The sequence below is a fragment of the Grimontia sp. AD028 genome (genome assembly GCF_000973155.1).
GTDB lineage: Bacteria > Pseudomonadota > Gammaproteobacteria > Enterobacterales > Vibrionaceae > Enterovibrio > Enterovibrio indicus.
In genome coordinates, this window is record NZ_LASY01000017.1 from 1 (window position 1) to 14,708 (window position 14,708).

Annotated in this window: 17 protein-coding genes; 11 read left to right on the plus strand and 6 right to left on the minus strand. The window is 46.8% G+C overall.

The window, feature by feature from the left end; translation table 11 throughout:
- Positions 1–136 precede the first annotated feature (136 nt).
- Entirely contained in the window at positions 137–919 is a 783-nt protein-coding gene (kdgR, locus tag RN22_RS04400) for a DNA-binding transcriptional regulator KdgR (RefSeq protein WP_046303256.1), read from the minus strand.
- A gap of 756 nt (positions 920–1,675) precedes the next feature.
- Here kdgR and RN22_RS04405 point away from each other — a divergent pair.
- The 4 genes from RN22_RS04405 to RN22_RS04420 all read left to right on the plus strand — a co-directional run bounded on the left by RN22_RS04405 (position 1,676) and on the right by RN22_RS04420 (position 6,253).
- Entirely contained in the window at positions 1,676–2,437 is a 762-nt protein-coding gene (locus tag RN22_RS04405) for an ATP-dependent zinc protease (protein WP_046303257.1), read from the plus strand.
- A 41-nt stretch (positions 2,438–2,478) separates the two neighbouring features.
- The gene (locus tag RN22_RS04410) at positions 2,479–3,984 is read left to right on the plus strand and encodes an inactive transglutaminase family protein (RefSeq protein ID WP_046303258.1); all 1,506 of its coding nucleotides are present in this window, start codon (positions 2,479–2,481) and stop codon (positions 3,982–3,984) included.
- Positions 3,985–3,987: 3 nt separating this feature from the next.
- On the plus strand, positions 3,988–4,971 hold the full coding sequence (locus RN22_RS04415) for an alpha-L-glutamate ligase-like protein (RefSeq protein WP_046303259.1): 984 nt from the start codon (positions 3,988–3,990) through the stop codon (positions 4,969–4,971).
- A 121-nt stretch (positions 4,972–5,092) separates the two neighbouring features.
- Complete coding sequence (locus RN22_RS04420) at positions 5,093–6,253, plus strand: MalY/PatB family protein (RefSeq protein ID WP_046303260.1); 1,161 nt, start codon at positions 5,093–5,095, stop codon at positions 6,251–6,253.
- A 55-nt stretch (positions 6,254–6,308) separates the two neighbouring features.
- Here RN22_RS04420 and RN22_RS04425 read toward each other — a convergent pair whose 3' ends face one another.
- The gene (locus RN22_RS04425; RefSeq protein WP_082111355.1) at positions 6,309–6,764 is read right to left on the minus strand and encodes a cytochrome c; all 456 of its coding nucleotides are present in this window, start codon (positions 6,762–6,764) and stop codon (positions 6,309–6,311) included.
- A 150-nt stretch (positions 6,765–6,914) separates the two neighbouring features.
- On the opposite strand from RN22_RS04425, the gene RN22_RS04430 reads away from it, so the two are divergent.
- The 7 genes from RN22_RS04430 to RN22_RS04460 all read left to right on the plus strand — a co-directional run bounded on the left by RN22_RS04430 (position 6,915) and on the right by RN22_RS04460 (position 12,146).
- Positions 6,915–7,529 (plus strand): cytochrome b/b6 domain-containing protein, encoded by a 615-nt coding sequence (locus RN22_RS04430; RefSeq protein WP_046303261.1) that lies wholly within the window; start codon positions 6,915–6,917, stop codon positions 7,527–7,529.
- 281 nt (positions 7,530–7,810) lie between these two features.
- A complete protein-coding gene (locus RN22_RS04435; RefSeq protein ID WP_046303262.1) occupies positions 7,811–8,863 on the plus strand; it encodes a PTS fructose transporter subunit EIIC in 1,053 nt (350 codons plus the stop codon).
- Positions 8,864–8,899: 36 nt separating this feature from the next.
- On the plus strand, positions 8,900–9,214 hold the full coding sequence (locus RN22_RS04440; protein WP_039849953.1) for a PTS fructose-like transporter subunit IIB: 315 nt from the start codon (positions 8,900–8,902) through the stop codon (positions 9,212–9,214).
- 117 nt (positions 9,215–9,331) lie between these two features.
- A complete protein-coding gene (locus tag RN22_RS04445) occupies positions 9,332–10,159 on the plus strand; it encodes a helix-turn-helix transcriptional regulator (RefSeq protein WP_046303263.1) in 828 nt (275 codons plus the stop codon).
- Between the two features lie 339 nt (positions 10,160–10,498).
- Positions 10,499–10,870: a hypothetical protein gene (locus RN22_RS04450; RefSeq protein WP_046303264.1), complete on the plus strand. Its 372-nt coding sequence runs from the start codon at positions 10,499–10,501 to the stop codon at positions 10,868–10,870.
- A 124-nt stretch (positions 10,871–10,994) separates the two neighbouring features.
- Positions 10,995–11,246 carry a hypothetical protein gene (locus RN22_RS04455; RefSeq protein WP_046303265.1) on the plus strand — a complete coding sequence of 84 codons (252 nt, stop codon included), beginning with the start codon at positions 10,995–10,997 and terminating at the stop codon, positions 11,244–11,246.
- A 15-nt stretch (positions 11,247–11,261) separates the two neighbouring features.
- A complete protein-coding gene (locus tag RN22_RS04460; protein ID WP_046303266.1) occupies positions 11,262–12,146 on the plus strand; it encodes a LysR family transcriptional regulator in 885 nt (294 codons plus the stop codon).
- A 72-nt stretch (positions 12,147–12,218) separates the two neighbouring features.
- Here RN22_RS04460 and RN22_RS04465 read toward each other — a convergent pair whose 3' ends face one another.
- Genes RN22_RS04465 through RN22_RS04480 form a run of 4 tightly spaced genes read right to left on the minus strand, consistent with a single transcriptional unit; the run spans position 12,219 to position 14,166 of the window.
- On the minus strand, positions 12,219–12,419 hold the full coding sequence (locus tag RN22_RS04465; RefSeq protein ID WP_046303267.1) for a 4-oxalocrotonate tautomerase family protein: 201 nt from the start codon (positions 12,417–12,419) through the stop codon (positions 12,219–12,221).
- 47 nt (positions 12,420–12,466) lie between these two features.
- Entirely contained in the window at positions 12,467–13,111 is a 645-nt protein-coding gene (locus tag RN22_RS04470; RefSeq protein ID WP_046303268.1) for a DsbA family protein, read from the minus strand.
- Complete coding sequence (locus tag RN22_RS04475) at positions 13,108–13,512, minus strand: nuclear transport factor 2 family protein (protein ID WP_046303269.1); 405 nt, start codon at positions 13,510–13,512, stop codon at positions 13,108–13,110. The genes RN22_RS04470 and RN22_RS04475 overlap by 4 nt, the downstream gene beginning before the upstream one ends.
- Positions 13,513–13,557: 45 nt before the next feature.
- On the minus strand, positions 13,558–14,166 hold the full coding sequence (locus RN22_RS04480) for a glutathione S-transferase family protein (RefSeq protein ID WP_046303270.1): 609 nt from the start codon (positions 14,164–14,166) through the stop codon (positions 13,558–13,560).
- Between the last annotated feature and the right edge of the window lie 542 nt (positions 14,167–14,708).

A 14,708-nucleotide genomic window follows, 5' to 3' on the forward strand; every position in this document is an offset into this window, starting at 1 on the left:
GCCCGAAGGGTTCTGCCCTATACGTTTTATGCTTTGTTGAGGTGTATTTGCTTAGAATGACTAGGCGGCACACACCTCGCCGCGCCTAAAACGTTTAGGGCTAGAACAAAATTTAACCACCAAAGGTCAACAGCCCCTAGGCCACAGCTAGCTGATAAGGATATTTCGCGCAACCCAGCTTTGACGATATCGCTGCAGCTGCCTGAAGCAATGCTTCTTTGTAACGGTCGCAGAAGTCCTGTGAGTAGCGGACAGTTGGCATATCAACAGATAACGAGGCGACCGCTTTGTTGAATCTGTCGTGGACAGGCACCGCCAAAGCGATCACGCCGACTTCGTGTTCTTCTCTGTCGAACGCATACCCCTTCTTACGGACTGCTTCGAGTTTTATCATCAAGGTAGCGAAGTCTGTATCATCATCTCCACCCGTTTCTTGCCAGATCCTTTTTGTTTCAGATTCGCTCTTCTCAGCCAAAAATACGTTACCCAACGCAGCATCAACCAACGAATGCCGGCTTCCTACGCGAACCTGAACACCAAGGCTGTGTGAAGCATCGAGTTTATGGACATACACAAAGCTGTCACCATCCTCTATTCCGAGACTCACTGCTTCTCCTGATACAGTCGCTACATTACTCATCTCAGCGTTTGCGATCTCTACTAAGTCGACGTATTCAAGCGCAGCTGCTCCTAACTCGAACAGCTTTAACGTCAGCGAGTAGTGCTCTGAATCGCCCTCCTGCGACACGATCCCTAACGTCTTCATGGTTTGAAGAAAACGATATACCGTACTTTTTGACATCATGAGTCTTTGCGCCAGCTCACTCACGCCAATGTCTTTCTGCGAACTCAATGCCTGCAAAATCGCAAAAGTTTTCAGCACTGATGAAACTGACTCGGGCTGATTGTTTAACGCCATAACGCGGATACCTTTACATTCTCATTATTAGGAACAACGCTTCGCCTCTTGAGGAGCTTGTACCCAATAGGGTTGTCAATCAAACATCTCAAGCGAATGGATATTCACTATAGGCTTTCAATCATAAATAAAGTGAAACAGCGTTCCATTAGAATATTCTTTAATTTCGTCAGAGTTCACTGTTTTCGACTCAGCGGTTATTTATTAACAACTTACTTTTATAAACCGTTTATTGAAGCGTCAGGTTTAAGGCGATTAATCCCTCAAAAAATCGAGTACTAAGATAAAGAGAGCAAGGTTCTTTGCGCATGAATTGCCAACCTGAATGCAAACATGAAAATCCATCATCAGAAATAATAAAAAGGCACTTTCCAAAGAATGAATATAGGGGGGAGTGTCAGATAAATTAACAAGCTCAGCACTTTGGTTATGCTGCCGTGTCCGCTATCACAAGCCATTCAGAAACCACGAGCCCGGCACCGAGAGACAATTTAGGCTGGTTTATAGAAAACGTAATGAAATTCTGTTCGGATTTTTCATGCCAACAATCATCACAAAGACAATTAAATTGGCCGGCACTAATTTTTGCGACTGAAATCCCAATCATAAAGTTCGGAAAGTTTGCAACAAAACAGTATGTTCAGATTAGCGACAATCCTGACTCAGATATGACAAATCACCCTTCTCGCTTCGTTTTTTTCGGGATAAACTACACTCCTATTTTCAACGCCTTAACCACCCAGCACGGAGCTCCACATGCTAACTCGCAGCGGATTGCTGATTCTTTTCTCTGCTGTTCTCTCTGGCTGCAGCATTACATCTCAGGAACAGCACCAGCAAACCCTGAATGCAATCAGTAACATAGAGACCAACATTCAGAGTGACTACTCGTCGCTAAACCAAAGTGTTCAAACACAGCAAGAACAAATCGCAACCCTTGAACAACAGGTTGCTGATATGTCTGACACACTCAAAATCATGCGTCAGAATCAAGCCCGCGAAGCTGCGAACCGAGCTGAACCGCAAGTGGTCTACGTCGAGAAAGAAGTGCCTGTGCCACAGAAATCCGATAAAGCTGTGCTTGGTGAACAAGAGTGGGTTTGGATTGATGCAGCTGGCTCCAATTACAAGGCCCGTGTAGACACTGGCGCAACGACGTCTTCCCTGAATGCAACTGACATTCAGGAGTTTGAACGCGACGGTAAAACTTGGGTCCGCTTCAGTCTTGCGCATACCCAAAATGGCGAGGGTGAGTCCGAGCCGATGGCAACGATTGAAGCACCAGTGACCCGCTGGGTGAAGATCCGTCAAGCTTCCACTGAAGGTCTGGAGCGTCGTCCGGTTGTAGAACTGCGTGTCAGACTGGGTGAGCTGCATGAAAAAACGCAGTTTACGCTGGCTGATCGTTCGCATATGGAATTCCCAGTACTCCTGGGTCGTGAATTTTTCAAAGACATAGCCGTCGTTGACGTTTCTAAGTCTTACATCCATCCAAAGTTTGTTGCCGAAAAGAAATAACGCACTGAACTTCAATCTACAGTGCCAATAACGAGGAAAGAATGACTTCACGCGTTCCTTTTTATTTACTCATTAGCCTGCTGATCATTGTCGGCATGAGCATGAGTATCTACCGCCATAACGTCTACGGTGTGCCGTGGACAGCGGGACAAAAACACCAAGTGTGGGAAGTGGAAGCCCGCGTTGAATTCGAAGCCAAAGGCGAGCCAGTTAAAGTATCACTGGCAACGCCGGATACACAGGAAGGCTTTACCCTCATTAATGAAAACACCAGCTCACCGGGCTACGGGTTTGCATTGATCAATACCCAAGATGGCCGCAGAGCGGAGTGGAGCAAGCGCGAAGCGAGCGGGCAACAAATCCTTTATTTCAAAAACCAAATGCTGGTTGATGAAAATGCCAACTACCCTACTGAACCTCCTCTCGGTGAAGTCACCCCTGCCGTGCTTGATGGCCCAATAAAAACGGCGGCAGATGCCCTTCTAGAGCAAGCAAGACAACGCTCCGCAGACAATGTGACACTCGCGCGTGAGCTCATCAAACAGTTCAACGACAAAGAAAGCCAAAACGCAGCACTCCTTACCAAAGAGATGAGTAAGGCGGACGCTATTGTGGCTATTTTGTCGTTGGAAGGCATCCACGCCCGTGTTGTTGGTGCTTTGCAGCTGGAAGACGGACGTCGTCGCCAAAGCGTTATTCCAATGGTCGAAATTTGGAATAACGAAGAGTGGCAATTGTTTAACCTAGATACCGGAACAGAAGATTCTTTCGACAATCTATTGATCTGGAATCAAAAAGGCACGCCTTTACTTGAAGTCATGGGTGGCACTAACAGCCAGGTCAGCTTCTCCATCATCGCGCAGGATATCAGCCCTCAACAGGCAACCGACGAGAAAATACAGGCCGAAAGCCTGTTGAATTTCTCTATTCACAGTCTGCCTATTGAAGAACAGGCGATGTTCAAAACCATCATGCTGATCCCAATCGGTGCACTGATTGTGGTATTGCTACGCGTACTGGTGGGTCTGAAAACCTCAGGTACCTTCATGCCTGTGCTTATCGCTGTTGCTTTTGTTCAAACCCAGTTAGTACCGGGTCTCGTGGGCTTCTTGCTGATTGTTGGTACGGGTCTGGTTATCCGAAGTTACCTCTCAAGGCTCAACCTCCTGCTCGTGGCGAGGATATCCGCGGTGATCATCACGGTGATCATGATTATCTCTGTCTTTACAGTTGTCGCGTTCAAGATTGGGTTGGTTGAAGGCCTAACAATCACCTTCTTCCCAATGATTATCCTTTCCTGGACCATCGAACGAATGTCGATTCTTTGGGAAGAGGAAGGCGCGAAACAGGTGCTTATCCAAGGTGGTGGCTCGCTGTTGACTGCCGTGTTGGTTTACCTTGCTATGACCAATGATTTTGTACGTCATATCACCTTTAACTTCGTTGGCATTCAGCTGGTTATCCTTGCGCTCATCCTAATGCTGGGTAACTACACTGGCTACCGCCTGAGCGAATTGAAGCGATTCAAACCACTGGTGAAGGACTAAGGCATGCTGGATTTCCTAAAGAAATACACATCGCCTTTTAAGCTGCACAAAGCTGGCATCATGGGAATGAACCGCCGGAATATCAGCTATATCGGCCGATATAACAAGCGCAGTTTGTTCCCGCTGGTAGATAACAAACTGAAAACCAAGCAAATTGCCCAACGTGCTGGTGCAACGGTTCCAGAACTGATTGGCGTCATCAACGAACAGCACCAAGTTGCCTCCGTCCACGAGATGGTTAAAGACTGGCCGGGCTTTGTGATAAAGCCAGCCCAAGGCTCAGGCGGTAAAGGTATTCTGGTGGTAACCTCAAACAAAGATGGCGTTTATAAAAAGCCATCTGGCTCCGAGGTCAGTAAAGAAGAAGTCGAACGCCACATCACCAACACCCTAGCGGGATTATTCTCGCTGGGTGGTAAGAACGATGTCGCTGTCGTAGAAAACCTGATCCAGTTCGATGATGTGTTTGATGGTTTCAGCTACGAAGGCGTGCCGGATATCCGCGTTATCGTATTTAAAGGTTACCCTGTCATGGCGATGATGCGTCTTTCTACTGCCGCTTCCGATGGTAAAGCCAACCTTCACCAAGGCGCGGTGGGTGTCGGTATTGATATCGCAACGGGTAAAGCATTGCGTGCCGTGCAATTCAACCGTCCCATTGAGCATCACCCTGATACAGGCCGCCTGCTAAGTGAGCTTCAGGTGCCTCATTGGGAGCTATTATTGACTCTCGCTGCAAGCGCGTGGGAAATGACAGGCCTTGGCTATCTCGGCACCGATATGGTGCTCGACAAAGAAAAAGGCCCAATGGTGCTGGAGCTCAATGCCCGTCCTGGTCTGGCGATTCAAATCGCTAACGGCTGCGGATTACTGCCAAGACTTCGTCATATCGAAGCCATGGGAGAAACAGCGCATCTCACAACTCCGGAAGAACGTGTGGCTTACGCCGCGAAAAATTTTTCAGGCACCTACACGCCTGGACATTAAATTCAAACAAGATACTTCAATCGGGCTTCGGCCCGATTTTTATTTCAGGCAGCGACCCCCCTTTCCCATTCCCATCTAGTTTCAGTAAGCTAGGGTTATTGACCCCAAAGGAACACTGAGAATGGACGCATCAACCCACCAATTTGATTTTGATAAAGAAGTCGACCGCACAAAAAGCCATAGCGACAAATGGGACAAATACAAAGGTCAGGATATCCTGCCAATGTGGGTGGCAGACAGTGATTTCCAATCCCCACCAGCGGTAATCGAAGCACTCCAAGAACGCGTATCACACGGCGTGTTTGGTTATACCCATGCGTCAGATACCTTGACTGAGATCTTCGTCGCCCGCATGAAATCCCGCTACAACTGGGACATTCAACCTGAGTGGGTAGTCTATCTTCCGGGCTTGGTATGCGGACTCAACATCGCCGCCCGAGCTTTAACGGATGAAGGCCAAACCATCATCAGCCCTAGCCCAATCTATCCACCTTTCATTTCTTCAGCCAAGTTTGCTGAACGCCCTTTAGTGAAAGCCACAGTGAAGCTGACAGATGGCCGCTGGATGCCGGATTTGGAAGAAGCAGGGGACCAACTCGCTGGGAAAGGCGGTTTACTGCAAATGTGTAACCCGCTGAACCCGGGTGGGACGGTTTATACCCGCGAAGAGTTGGAAGCGACGCTAGCGTTTGCGGAAAAACATGATTTGTTTGTGTGTTCAGATGAAATCCATTGCGACTTGATTCTCGACGGTGACAAGCAACATATTCCATTCGCAAGCATCAATGAAAGTGCCGAGCAGCGCAGCGTGACGCTCATGGCACCGAGCAAAACCTTCAACATCGCTGGCCTTGGAGCGTCTATCGCTATCATTCCCAATGCGAAACTTCGCCAGCGCTTTAGCAAGATAAAGCGAGGTATCGTGCCAGGCGTTAATGTGCTGGCTTTCACCGCTGCCGAAGCAGCTTATCAACATGGCGAAGCTTGGCTGCAAGAGCAACTTTGCTACCTCGCAGGCCACCGCGATTACCTGATGCAGGAAATAAACGCCCTGCCCGGCATGAAGCTGGAACACATAGAAGCCACTTACCTTGCCTGGATTGATTGCAGTGAATTACCCGTCGACAATCCGCATCGTTTCTTTGAGGAAGCTGGCGTGGGTCTTTCACCTGGACTGGATTTTGGTAACCGCAAGTTCGTCAGACTGAACTTCGGGTGTACCCGTAAAACGCTGGAAGAAGCAGTGCGTAGAATGAAAGCTGCCGTCAGCTCGCTGGCTTAACGACTTTTGACCAAAGAAAAACAGCGCCAAACGGCGCTGTTTTTGTCTGTTTCGGTTAACGCTTCACCCGATAACCACGGTGACAGGCTTTACAGGAGCGGTCGGCACTTTTGATTGCCGCTTCCAGCGCATCATCGTCTTGCGCTACGGCTGCATCGGCCATTGATACAAAACTTGTTTGCAGGCCATCAAGACCAGATTCAAACTTATCCCACTTAGTCCAAACTGCTGGCTTACTGCGGCTGTCAAAGCTACTGCCTTCCGGGAACATCCCTTTCAGCGCGCCGACTGTATCGGCATTTTTGATTGCCAGATTACGGATGGTTTCCCAATCCGAGTCGCTGCCATCTTCGGCTTTCTTCAAGCTTTTGAATGTATCTGCGATAGAGAGGAAGTTTTGCTGGCGATTATCAATCACTTCAGAAAAATCCTGCGCCATCGCTGCACCAGACACCATCAGCAGAGCACTGACCAACCCGATTGCTTTACTTCTTGTTGCAATTCTTATCACGACTTTATCCCTGTAATGCTGTTGAATCGACGAATAACATCATAAAACCTAACAATTTTATGGATATTTCTGTTAAAACTCGACAGAAAAATTGTAACGTTTCGCGTTAAACTCCAAGCCTACATTTTCTGGGAAAATCAGGAACAAATCATGAAGATATGGGACGCACCGACCCGCGTTTATCATTGGCTACAAGCCGTATTGTTTACGGCGATGTGTGTGACCGGATTTCTTCAAGAAGGTCCACACCTGACCATTGGCCTCGCGCTCGCTGCATTGCTGGTTTGGCGAATCCTATGGGGTTTAGTCGGTAGCAAGACCAGCCGATTCCTGCATTTTGTGAAATCACCGCGTTCAGCCGTGAACTACCTCCTCGGCAAAGAGGAGCATGATGGCGTCGGCCATAACCCTGCCGGCGGACTCATGGTTATTATCATGCTGTCATTGTTGGTGTTTCAGTGTTTTATCGGGATGGCCCAAGCTGGGTATTTTGATGATTACATCAGCGACGAAAGCTGGCTGTATGACATCGACCTTCTGGCTGCTCTCCACCTTTATGGCGCATATTTGTTGATAGGATTAGTCGGCGCACATTTAACCGCCATTGCCATTTACAGCGCAAAAGGAAAATCATTGGTGAAAGCGATGATTACGGGAAGGCAATCCCAGTTGCAACCCACTTCCCTGTTCTTCCGGTCGAACAAACGGGCGGGGGCAATACTGCTCGGGATAGGTGGATTCCTAACGTACTTCGTTTCTGGATAACCTAAAAAGAACAGCGCTCACCAGGCGCTGTTCGTTTATCTTGACTATTCACCATCTAACACCACGCATATTTCATGCTTCCTATCTGCTATCGCTCTCTCATTTTCAGCCTCGTAAGACACTGATCTATAGCGATATGTGACTGCCTTCTCAGTCGAATCAAGATGCAACATTTCTCCAGTAAAGGGCTTATTTGTCCAATATATTAAGCAAAATGCCGGGCGCATAATCAGACCAACTCAAAACACAAATCTAATAACTCGAACTTAAAGGTCTGAATCATGAAAACGAATATTGCTGAACTAAAACGGCACCTTCTCACCGGCACCAGCCACATGCTTCCATTCGTTGTTGCAGGTGGTGTTCTGCTGGCTCTGTCGGTAATGCTGAACGGTAAAGGTGCAGTGCCAGAAGGTGTATTCCTGGAAGGTCTGTGGGACATGGGTATCGCAGGTTTCACCCTGTTTGTACCAGTGCTGGGTGGCTACATTGCTTACTCTATCGCTGACCGCCCTGCACTGGCACCGGGTATGATTGGTGCTTACCTGGCTAATCAGGTTCAAGCTGGCTTCCTTGGCGCTATCGTGGTGGGTTTCATCGCGGGTTACGTCGTTCTGCAACTGAAGCGCATCCCTCTTTCCAACAAGCTTAAAGCGCTGTCTACCTACTTCATTATCCCTATCGGCGGTACCTTCATCGTATCTGCACTGGTGGTATGGGTGATCGGTCAACCAATCGCAGCATTCATGGCATTCATGAACGAAGGCCTGCAATCCATGGCTGGCGCTTCTAAAGCGATTCTGGGTGCGGTGCTGGGCGGTATGACAGCATTCGATATGGGCGGTCCAATCAACAAAGTTGCCACCCTGTTCGCACAAACTCAGGTAGGTACACAACCATGGCTGATGGGTGGTGTTGGTGTAGCAATCTGTGTTCCACCACTGGGTATGGCACTGGCAACTTTCCTTGCGCCTAAGAAGTACTCTGCGGAAGAACAAGAAGCGGGTAAAGCGGCGGCAATCATGGGCTGTATCGGTATCACTGAAGGTGCCATCCCATTCGCAGCAAACGACCCAGCGCGTGTTATTCCAGCCATCGTGGCAGGCGGTATGGTCGGTAACATCGTGGCCTTTATGGCGGGTGTTCTGAACCACGCACCTTGGGGTGGCCTGATTGTCCTCCCGGTCGTCGAAGGTCGAATGATGTATGTCGTCGCGGTGATCGCCGGTGCAGCAACCACAGCACTGATTGTGAACGCACTGAAGAAGCCTGTCGCTGACCGCGAAGAAGAAAAACAAGCACAAACCGAAGAACTGGAACTGTCCTTCGATTAACGAACAAAGCAATAAGAAATACATAGGTAAATGAATATGAAATTGATTGGTGTAACTTCTTGCCCTTCTGGCGTAGCGCACACTTACATGGCGGCCGAAGCACTGGAAACAGCGGCAAAAGCAAAAGGTTGGGACGCGAAGATTGAAACCCAAGGCGCGATTGGTATCGAAAACGAACTGACCGCTGCTGAGATCGAAGCGGCTGATGTGGTTGTCCTGACAAAAGACATCGCTATCAAGAAAGAAGAGCGCTTCGCAGGTAAGAAAATTGTTCGAGTCACTGTGACTCAAGCGGCAAAACAAGCCCCTGAAATTATCGCCAAGCTGGAAAGCATGCTGGCGCAAGCGTAAGTAAAAACAAACCGCGGCAAGGTTCCCCTGCCGCGGTTCTTCCGTTCAGGCTTGTAAAGCAAACCCTTTTAAATCCCCTTTTCCATGCTTTACGCTTCGTTTTAGAAGGCTCCATTCATGCAACACAATATCGCCGCTTCCCTTAGCAACTTTCATGGCACCCTTGCCAAGGTATGTTGCAGTGAAAACACTCCGCCAGAGGGCGCGTACCAGGTCAACTTCAACCGCCTGGAAGTGATTCTGGAAGGAGAATACGACCTGATTGTGGATTCAAGAAACGGCGAAAAGACGCTGGCATTACAACAAGGAGAGATGGTCTACATCCCTTCCAATGCCTGGAGCAAACCCACTTGGGATAACAGCTGCAAGATGATGTCGATTTTGTTCGGCAAGCATCAGGTTGGCTTTAGCTTCGTGCATTTTGATGAAAACGAAGGCTACGTCGATGTGCAGAAGCACGCCATGCCTCTCCCCACATCTATGGCCGTCGAACATGTGCTGGATGCACTCAACAGCATGACCGATGAAAGCCGTTCAGTCGTGATGGCCGACCACCTCACCAATGCACTGCTGGTTTACTGCAATGAACTGCTGCAAGGCCCACAGCAGGAGAAAGTCAGCCGCGGTGAGAAGCTTTACCGAAGCATGTGTATTTACGTGCAGGAAAACTTCCACAAAGACATCACCCGCGTTTCCGTCGCCAGCCGTTTTGGCGTTTCTTCTGCGCATGTCTCCCGCCTGTTTAATCAGGAAGGCTCAGTGAAATACGCCGATTACGTCACCTACGTCCGACTCGACCGCGCCAAATTTATGCTCAAGAAGTACAACTTTAAAGTGGACGAAATCGCCCACCGCTGCGGGTTTAAAGACACTAATTACTTTTGCCGGGTGTTTAAGCAGAAGACAGGGAAAACGCCGAGTGAGTATCGATTGGGGGCCGTGTAGCGTTCCGACAACACTTTAGAGAAAGCGAATACAACCACGAACCACGCCACTCTCGAAAGCCTTCGATAACAATTGAAGGCGTAGTAAGCGACATTTGATCAATCCAAGTCAGAGCATTCGTTATTTAAAAGGTTTTTGCCCCAAAGTGAGCCAGCATCATTTTTGATGAGGTGTTTAAAAGGCTCCTATTCACCCAGTTTTTTGTAATCCGAAACGTGCTTTTCCACTGTTGATACTGAAAATATTGACGCTGAAGACATAGTTGACCTTACTTCCCTTCATTACGATTTGGTATACGCTGGTGAGATAGAGGTAGAAACCGAGTTACTCAAACTCCTAATGGAGATTGACCAGTTAGTAAAAAATGGAAACATCGAAAAGTCACGTGAACTATTGTTCAAACGGATGGTTCGTTCGGTGTATTTAATAAATGAAACTGCTAACAAGCTAAGCGTAGAAAATGGGAAAAATGAAGCATTAAATGCCCTTTACCATTTTAAATACTACTTACCGCAGGAAGGCTTTCTTGAACTGTATCCGGAAAGTAATGATTGGTCGCTTAAGAAAATGCATAACACACTGAAAAGCATTGACTATCCAGAAGTGGAGCCACCAAAATATGGTAAATCAGATGATTGGCGTCGAGCTTGGTTTATAAAGACTGATTCTTTGCTAAAGAAAACAGAATCAGCTTCCTTAACAAGGCAATAAACGTGGACGCTTTGTCAACGCGGCAGCTTTTCAAAGTGTTGTGAATACAAGGGATTAAAGCAGTTTTGGGTGGTTTGGTAAGCGCCCGTTATTGCAACGTTAAGAGTTCTGAAGGATTGTAGATATGGAAGATTGGTATTTTATTTTTCTGGTCTTGTCAGTTTTAAATATTGTCGTTTCCATCTTTATAGCAAGAAGGGATGATCTTGATCGGTTTCAAAAATCAGCTCAGATCATAATTGTTTGGTTTATACCTTTTATCGCAGCAATAGGACTTTGGCTATTTCACCGAAGTAATGACGACGATTCTTCTGGAGGTGGTCCGATTGGTGGTGGGTCAAGTGATAGTATTGGGGTCCAAGTAAGTGGTAATTGAGAAGTGTGGAGATAAATGGACAAATTACGAGCCATTAAACTATTTGTACGTCTAGCTGATTTGGGTAGTTTTACTCGAGTGGCTGAACAGACGAATGCCTCAAAATCCATGATCAGCAAAGAGATCAGTAAGCTAGAGGACTCGCTGGGAGCACGCTTGTTGCACCGCTCTACTCGCAATGTGCAGTTAACGCATGTTGGCGAGGGCTACTTGCAGAGGGCAAGGGAAATACTTGGCAAGTTAGAAGATGCCGATAACTTTGTACAAGATCTGCAGCAGCATCCAAAAGGGAAGCTGAAAATCAATGCCCCCATGGCGTTGGGAATCACAGACCTCTCTCATTTATTTTCGGATTTCATGGAAGCTTATCCTGATATCGAACTTGATATCCATTTAGGCGATGAAAGCGTCGATCTGGTCGAGCAAGGGTTCGATTTAGGCTTTAGAGCATCCAGTCGTCCCATTGATTCAAATTACGTTGGGCGGCCACTAACACGTTTTAAATATCGAGTATGTGCTTCAGCGGACTATATTGAGCGTCATCCGGATATACATTTGCCACAAGATTTAAAGGGGCATAATTGTTTTGTTTACAGTTATTTCCAAGGTAAAAATGTATGGCCCATTGAGGACGGCGTATCCGTTCAAGGGACATTAAGAGTGAATAGCACTATTTTTATGATGGAAGCTATTAAGCGAGGTCAGGGTATCGGATTTATACCTGATTTCGTATGTCGCGACGCTTTTGAAAAAGGAGAGGTGGTAGAGATATTAGAAAACTCAAACAAACCCAATCTGACCTTATATGCGCTTTATCCCGCTCGTCATTTTGTGCCCCCTAAATTGATCCAATGTATTGATTATTTGGAGCGTTGGTTTGCCAATAAGGATAACCCATAAGTGGCCACAATGCCCCCGCCTGTGTAGCGGTAGGCAGGGGCAGACATAAAATCAGTCAGTGGGTTTACGCGGTCATTGCTTGTTTCTTAATGTTGTCACTTGATCGTAACCGATTCCCCAGTTGTCAGTGTTAACTTCGTCAATCACAACAAATGTGGTCTCTGGGTTTTTATTAAGTACATCCACCATGAGTTGAGTGGTGCCTTTAATAAGCGCTTCTTTTTGCTCTTTTGTAACGCCTTCATCGGTTACTTTGATATTAATGTATGGCATGTTAAATCCTTAATTTAGTGATGGTTTTTATGAATGTTAAATGACTTCTATTTAGTAGAAGTGCCCAATATCTGATTCATCTTTTCTTCAAAGATATCGACTGAGTTTGAACCCGTGATGAGAATCTGATCATTAATGATAAAAGCGGGTACGCTGGATAAGCCCATTTTTGATACGCGTTTCTGCTTAGTCATCAACGTCTGCTCAGCTTCTTTCGACTCCATAAATGTTTTGGCACTTATGGTGTCTAATCCAAGGTCCTCTACAATATTAAGTAGGTTTTCCACTTGACCAATGTCTATACCTTGTTCGAAATAGGCTTTCATGAGTCGTTCTTTCATGGCTTGTTGCTGATCAATTGATTCACACCAGTGCATCAATTGATGGGCATTGTGGCTGTTGTAATAATGAGTACGTTTCGAAAAGTCCATTTTCACACCCGCTTCATTTGCGATGCCTAACAAATGTGCCCTGTATTCTGTTAGCTTTTCTTCACTCCAGTGGTAACGACGAGCCAAGTGATCATTGATCATCTCGCCTTCAGGCGGCATCTCTGGGTTCAGCTCAAAAGGTAAAAAGTACCAATCCGCTTCGATGTTTAAGTTGTGCAGTGCTTGTTTGAAATTGGCGTAACCAATGGGGCACCAAGAACAGACAAGATCATGGATCATTTCTATCTTTACTTGTTTCATACCGCTACCTCTTTAATGTCGGTATACATTTTGTTCACAATTAGCCATCGACCCTTTTCTTTCAGTAAGCCCAAGTAGTCGATATAGAAATGCTCAAATAAAGGACATTCCACTTTAACCATGGCCTGGTCTTTTATGATTTCGATGGACAACAGTTTAAAGTTGTCGCTATATCCTTCTTCACTAGGAATAGGGCGGCTAGCAACGGCCTCCAACCACTCGGCCAAACTGCGACGTAAATTCGGTGCTTTTAAGTAAGCATCTGGATGAAATATGCGCTCCAGTTTTGCTACATCACCATGATGCAAACCCAAAAAGTAGTCCTTAATCACAGTGACAATGGCTTCAAACTCTTTTTGTCCAAAGTCTATTTGTTCGTTCGTTGACTGTGTGTATGTCATGAGTACGTTTACTACCCCCTATTACCGTTAAGCGTTCTACTGCAATTAAGCCGCAGACTGTCGCTGTTCGTTGGTCAGCGCTTGTTGGAACGAAGGCAGTGCTAAAACAGCTTCCACCATTTTTTGTGTCTTAGGCCCCATCTGGATATCAACAGGGAAGCTGCCACCCCAGCGGGAGTACACAGTTAACATAATGTCAGCGGCTGAAGGGTGTGCTCCTCCAAGAAAATCTTGATCTTCTAATTGTTGTTCGACCACGTTCCAAAGATGATTGATTGCACCTGCTGCTGCTTCATATGCAGCCCGTTTTGCAGCGTCCTCGTGAATGTTATTGGCAATAAAAAATAGACGACCATAAGCAGGGTGCATGGTGGCATTGGCAAATAATATGTTTTCCACCGCTCGTTCTTTTTCTAAGCCCTCTGTTGGCATCATCTTGTTTGGATGTTTCTCCAGAAGGTGCAATAAGATGGCTGCGCCTTCCCTACGGGCAATCCCGTTCTCCACCAAAACCGGAACGTCTCCAACTGGGTTGATGCTTTCGTAATCTTTTACGGATTGTTTGTTGATGATTTCAACGGTCTGACCCAGTTCAAGCAACACTGTTTGGGTGGCCAATGAGCAGGCGTCAGGTAGGTAATAAAGTGTGTACATGTTGATTCCTCATAAAAGGTCGTTACGGATATTGGGTTCTGGTTGCTGAATGACTTCGTGCATCAAGCAACTGAGGACATCTTAGGGTTTCTGTTTGTTTACATATATATCTACAATGAAAACCAGTTGTTTCCATATTGGAAACGAAAGATTTAGACCATGCCTGAGGCGAACGTGCTGGGGACCGATGTGGATCGCTGTGTTTTGGGTAGTGGTAGTGAAGTGGGTAATGGAGCGGGAAACGCTGCATTGAGCCCGAAGAGCAACGTAAAGCCGATATTGCTTAGATAGTGCTCACTGATCGCTTAAAGCGCTTGGAGATCGATGAAGATCACTGGTTGGAAATTACTCAAAAAACTAACAGGGACACTCACTCTAAGAAAGCAATTAAAGAGCCGAGTCCCCACAGCGTGGTAAACACGATATTCAGTCGCCAGTGTTCGAAAATCTAACCTTAGTTCTCAGTCTGGATGACGCTCGTTACGATTTATCCAGATTTCAAGCAACAAAAACATCAGGCTCAGGCCTGATTGACAGAAAAT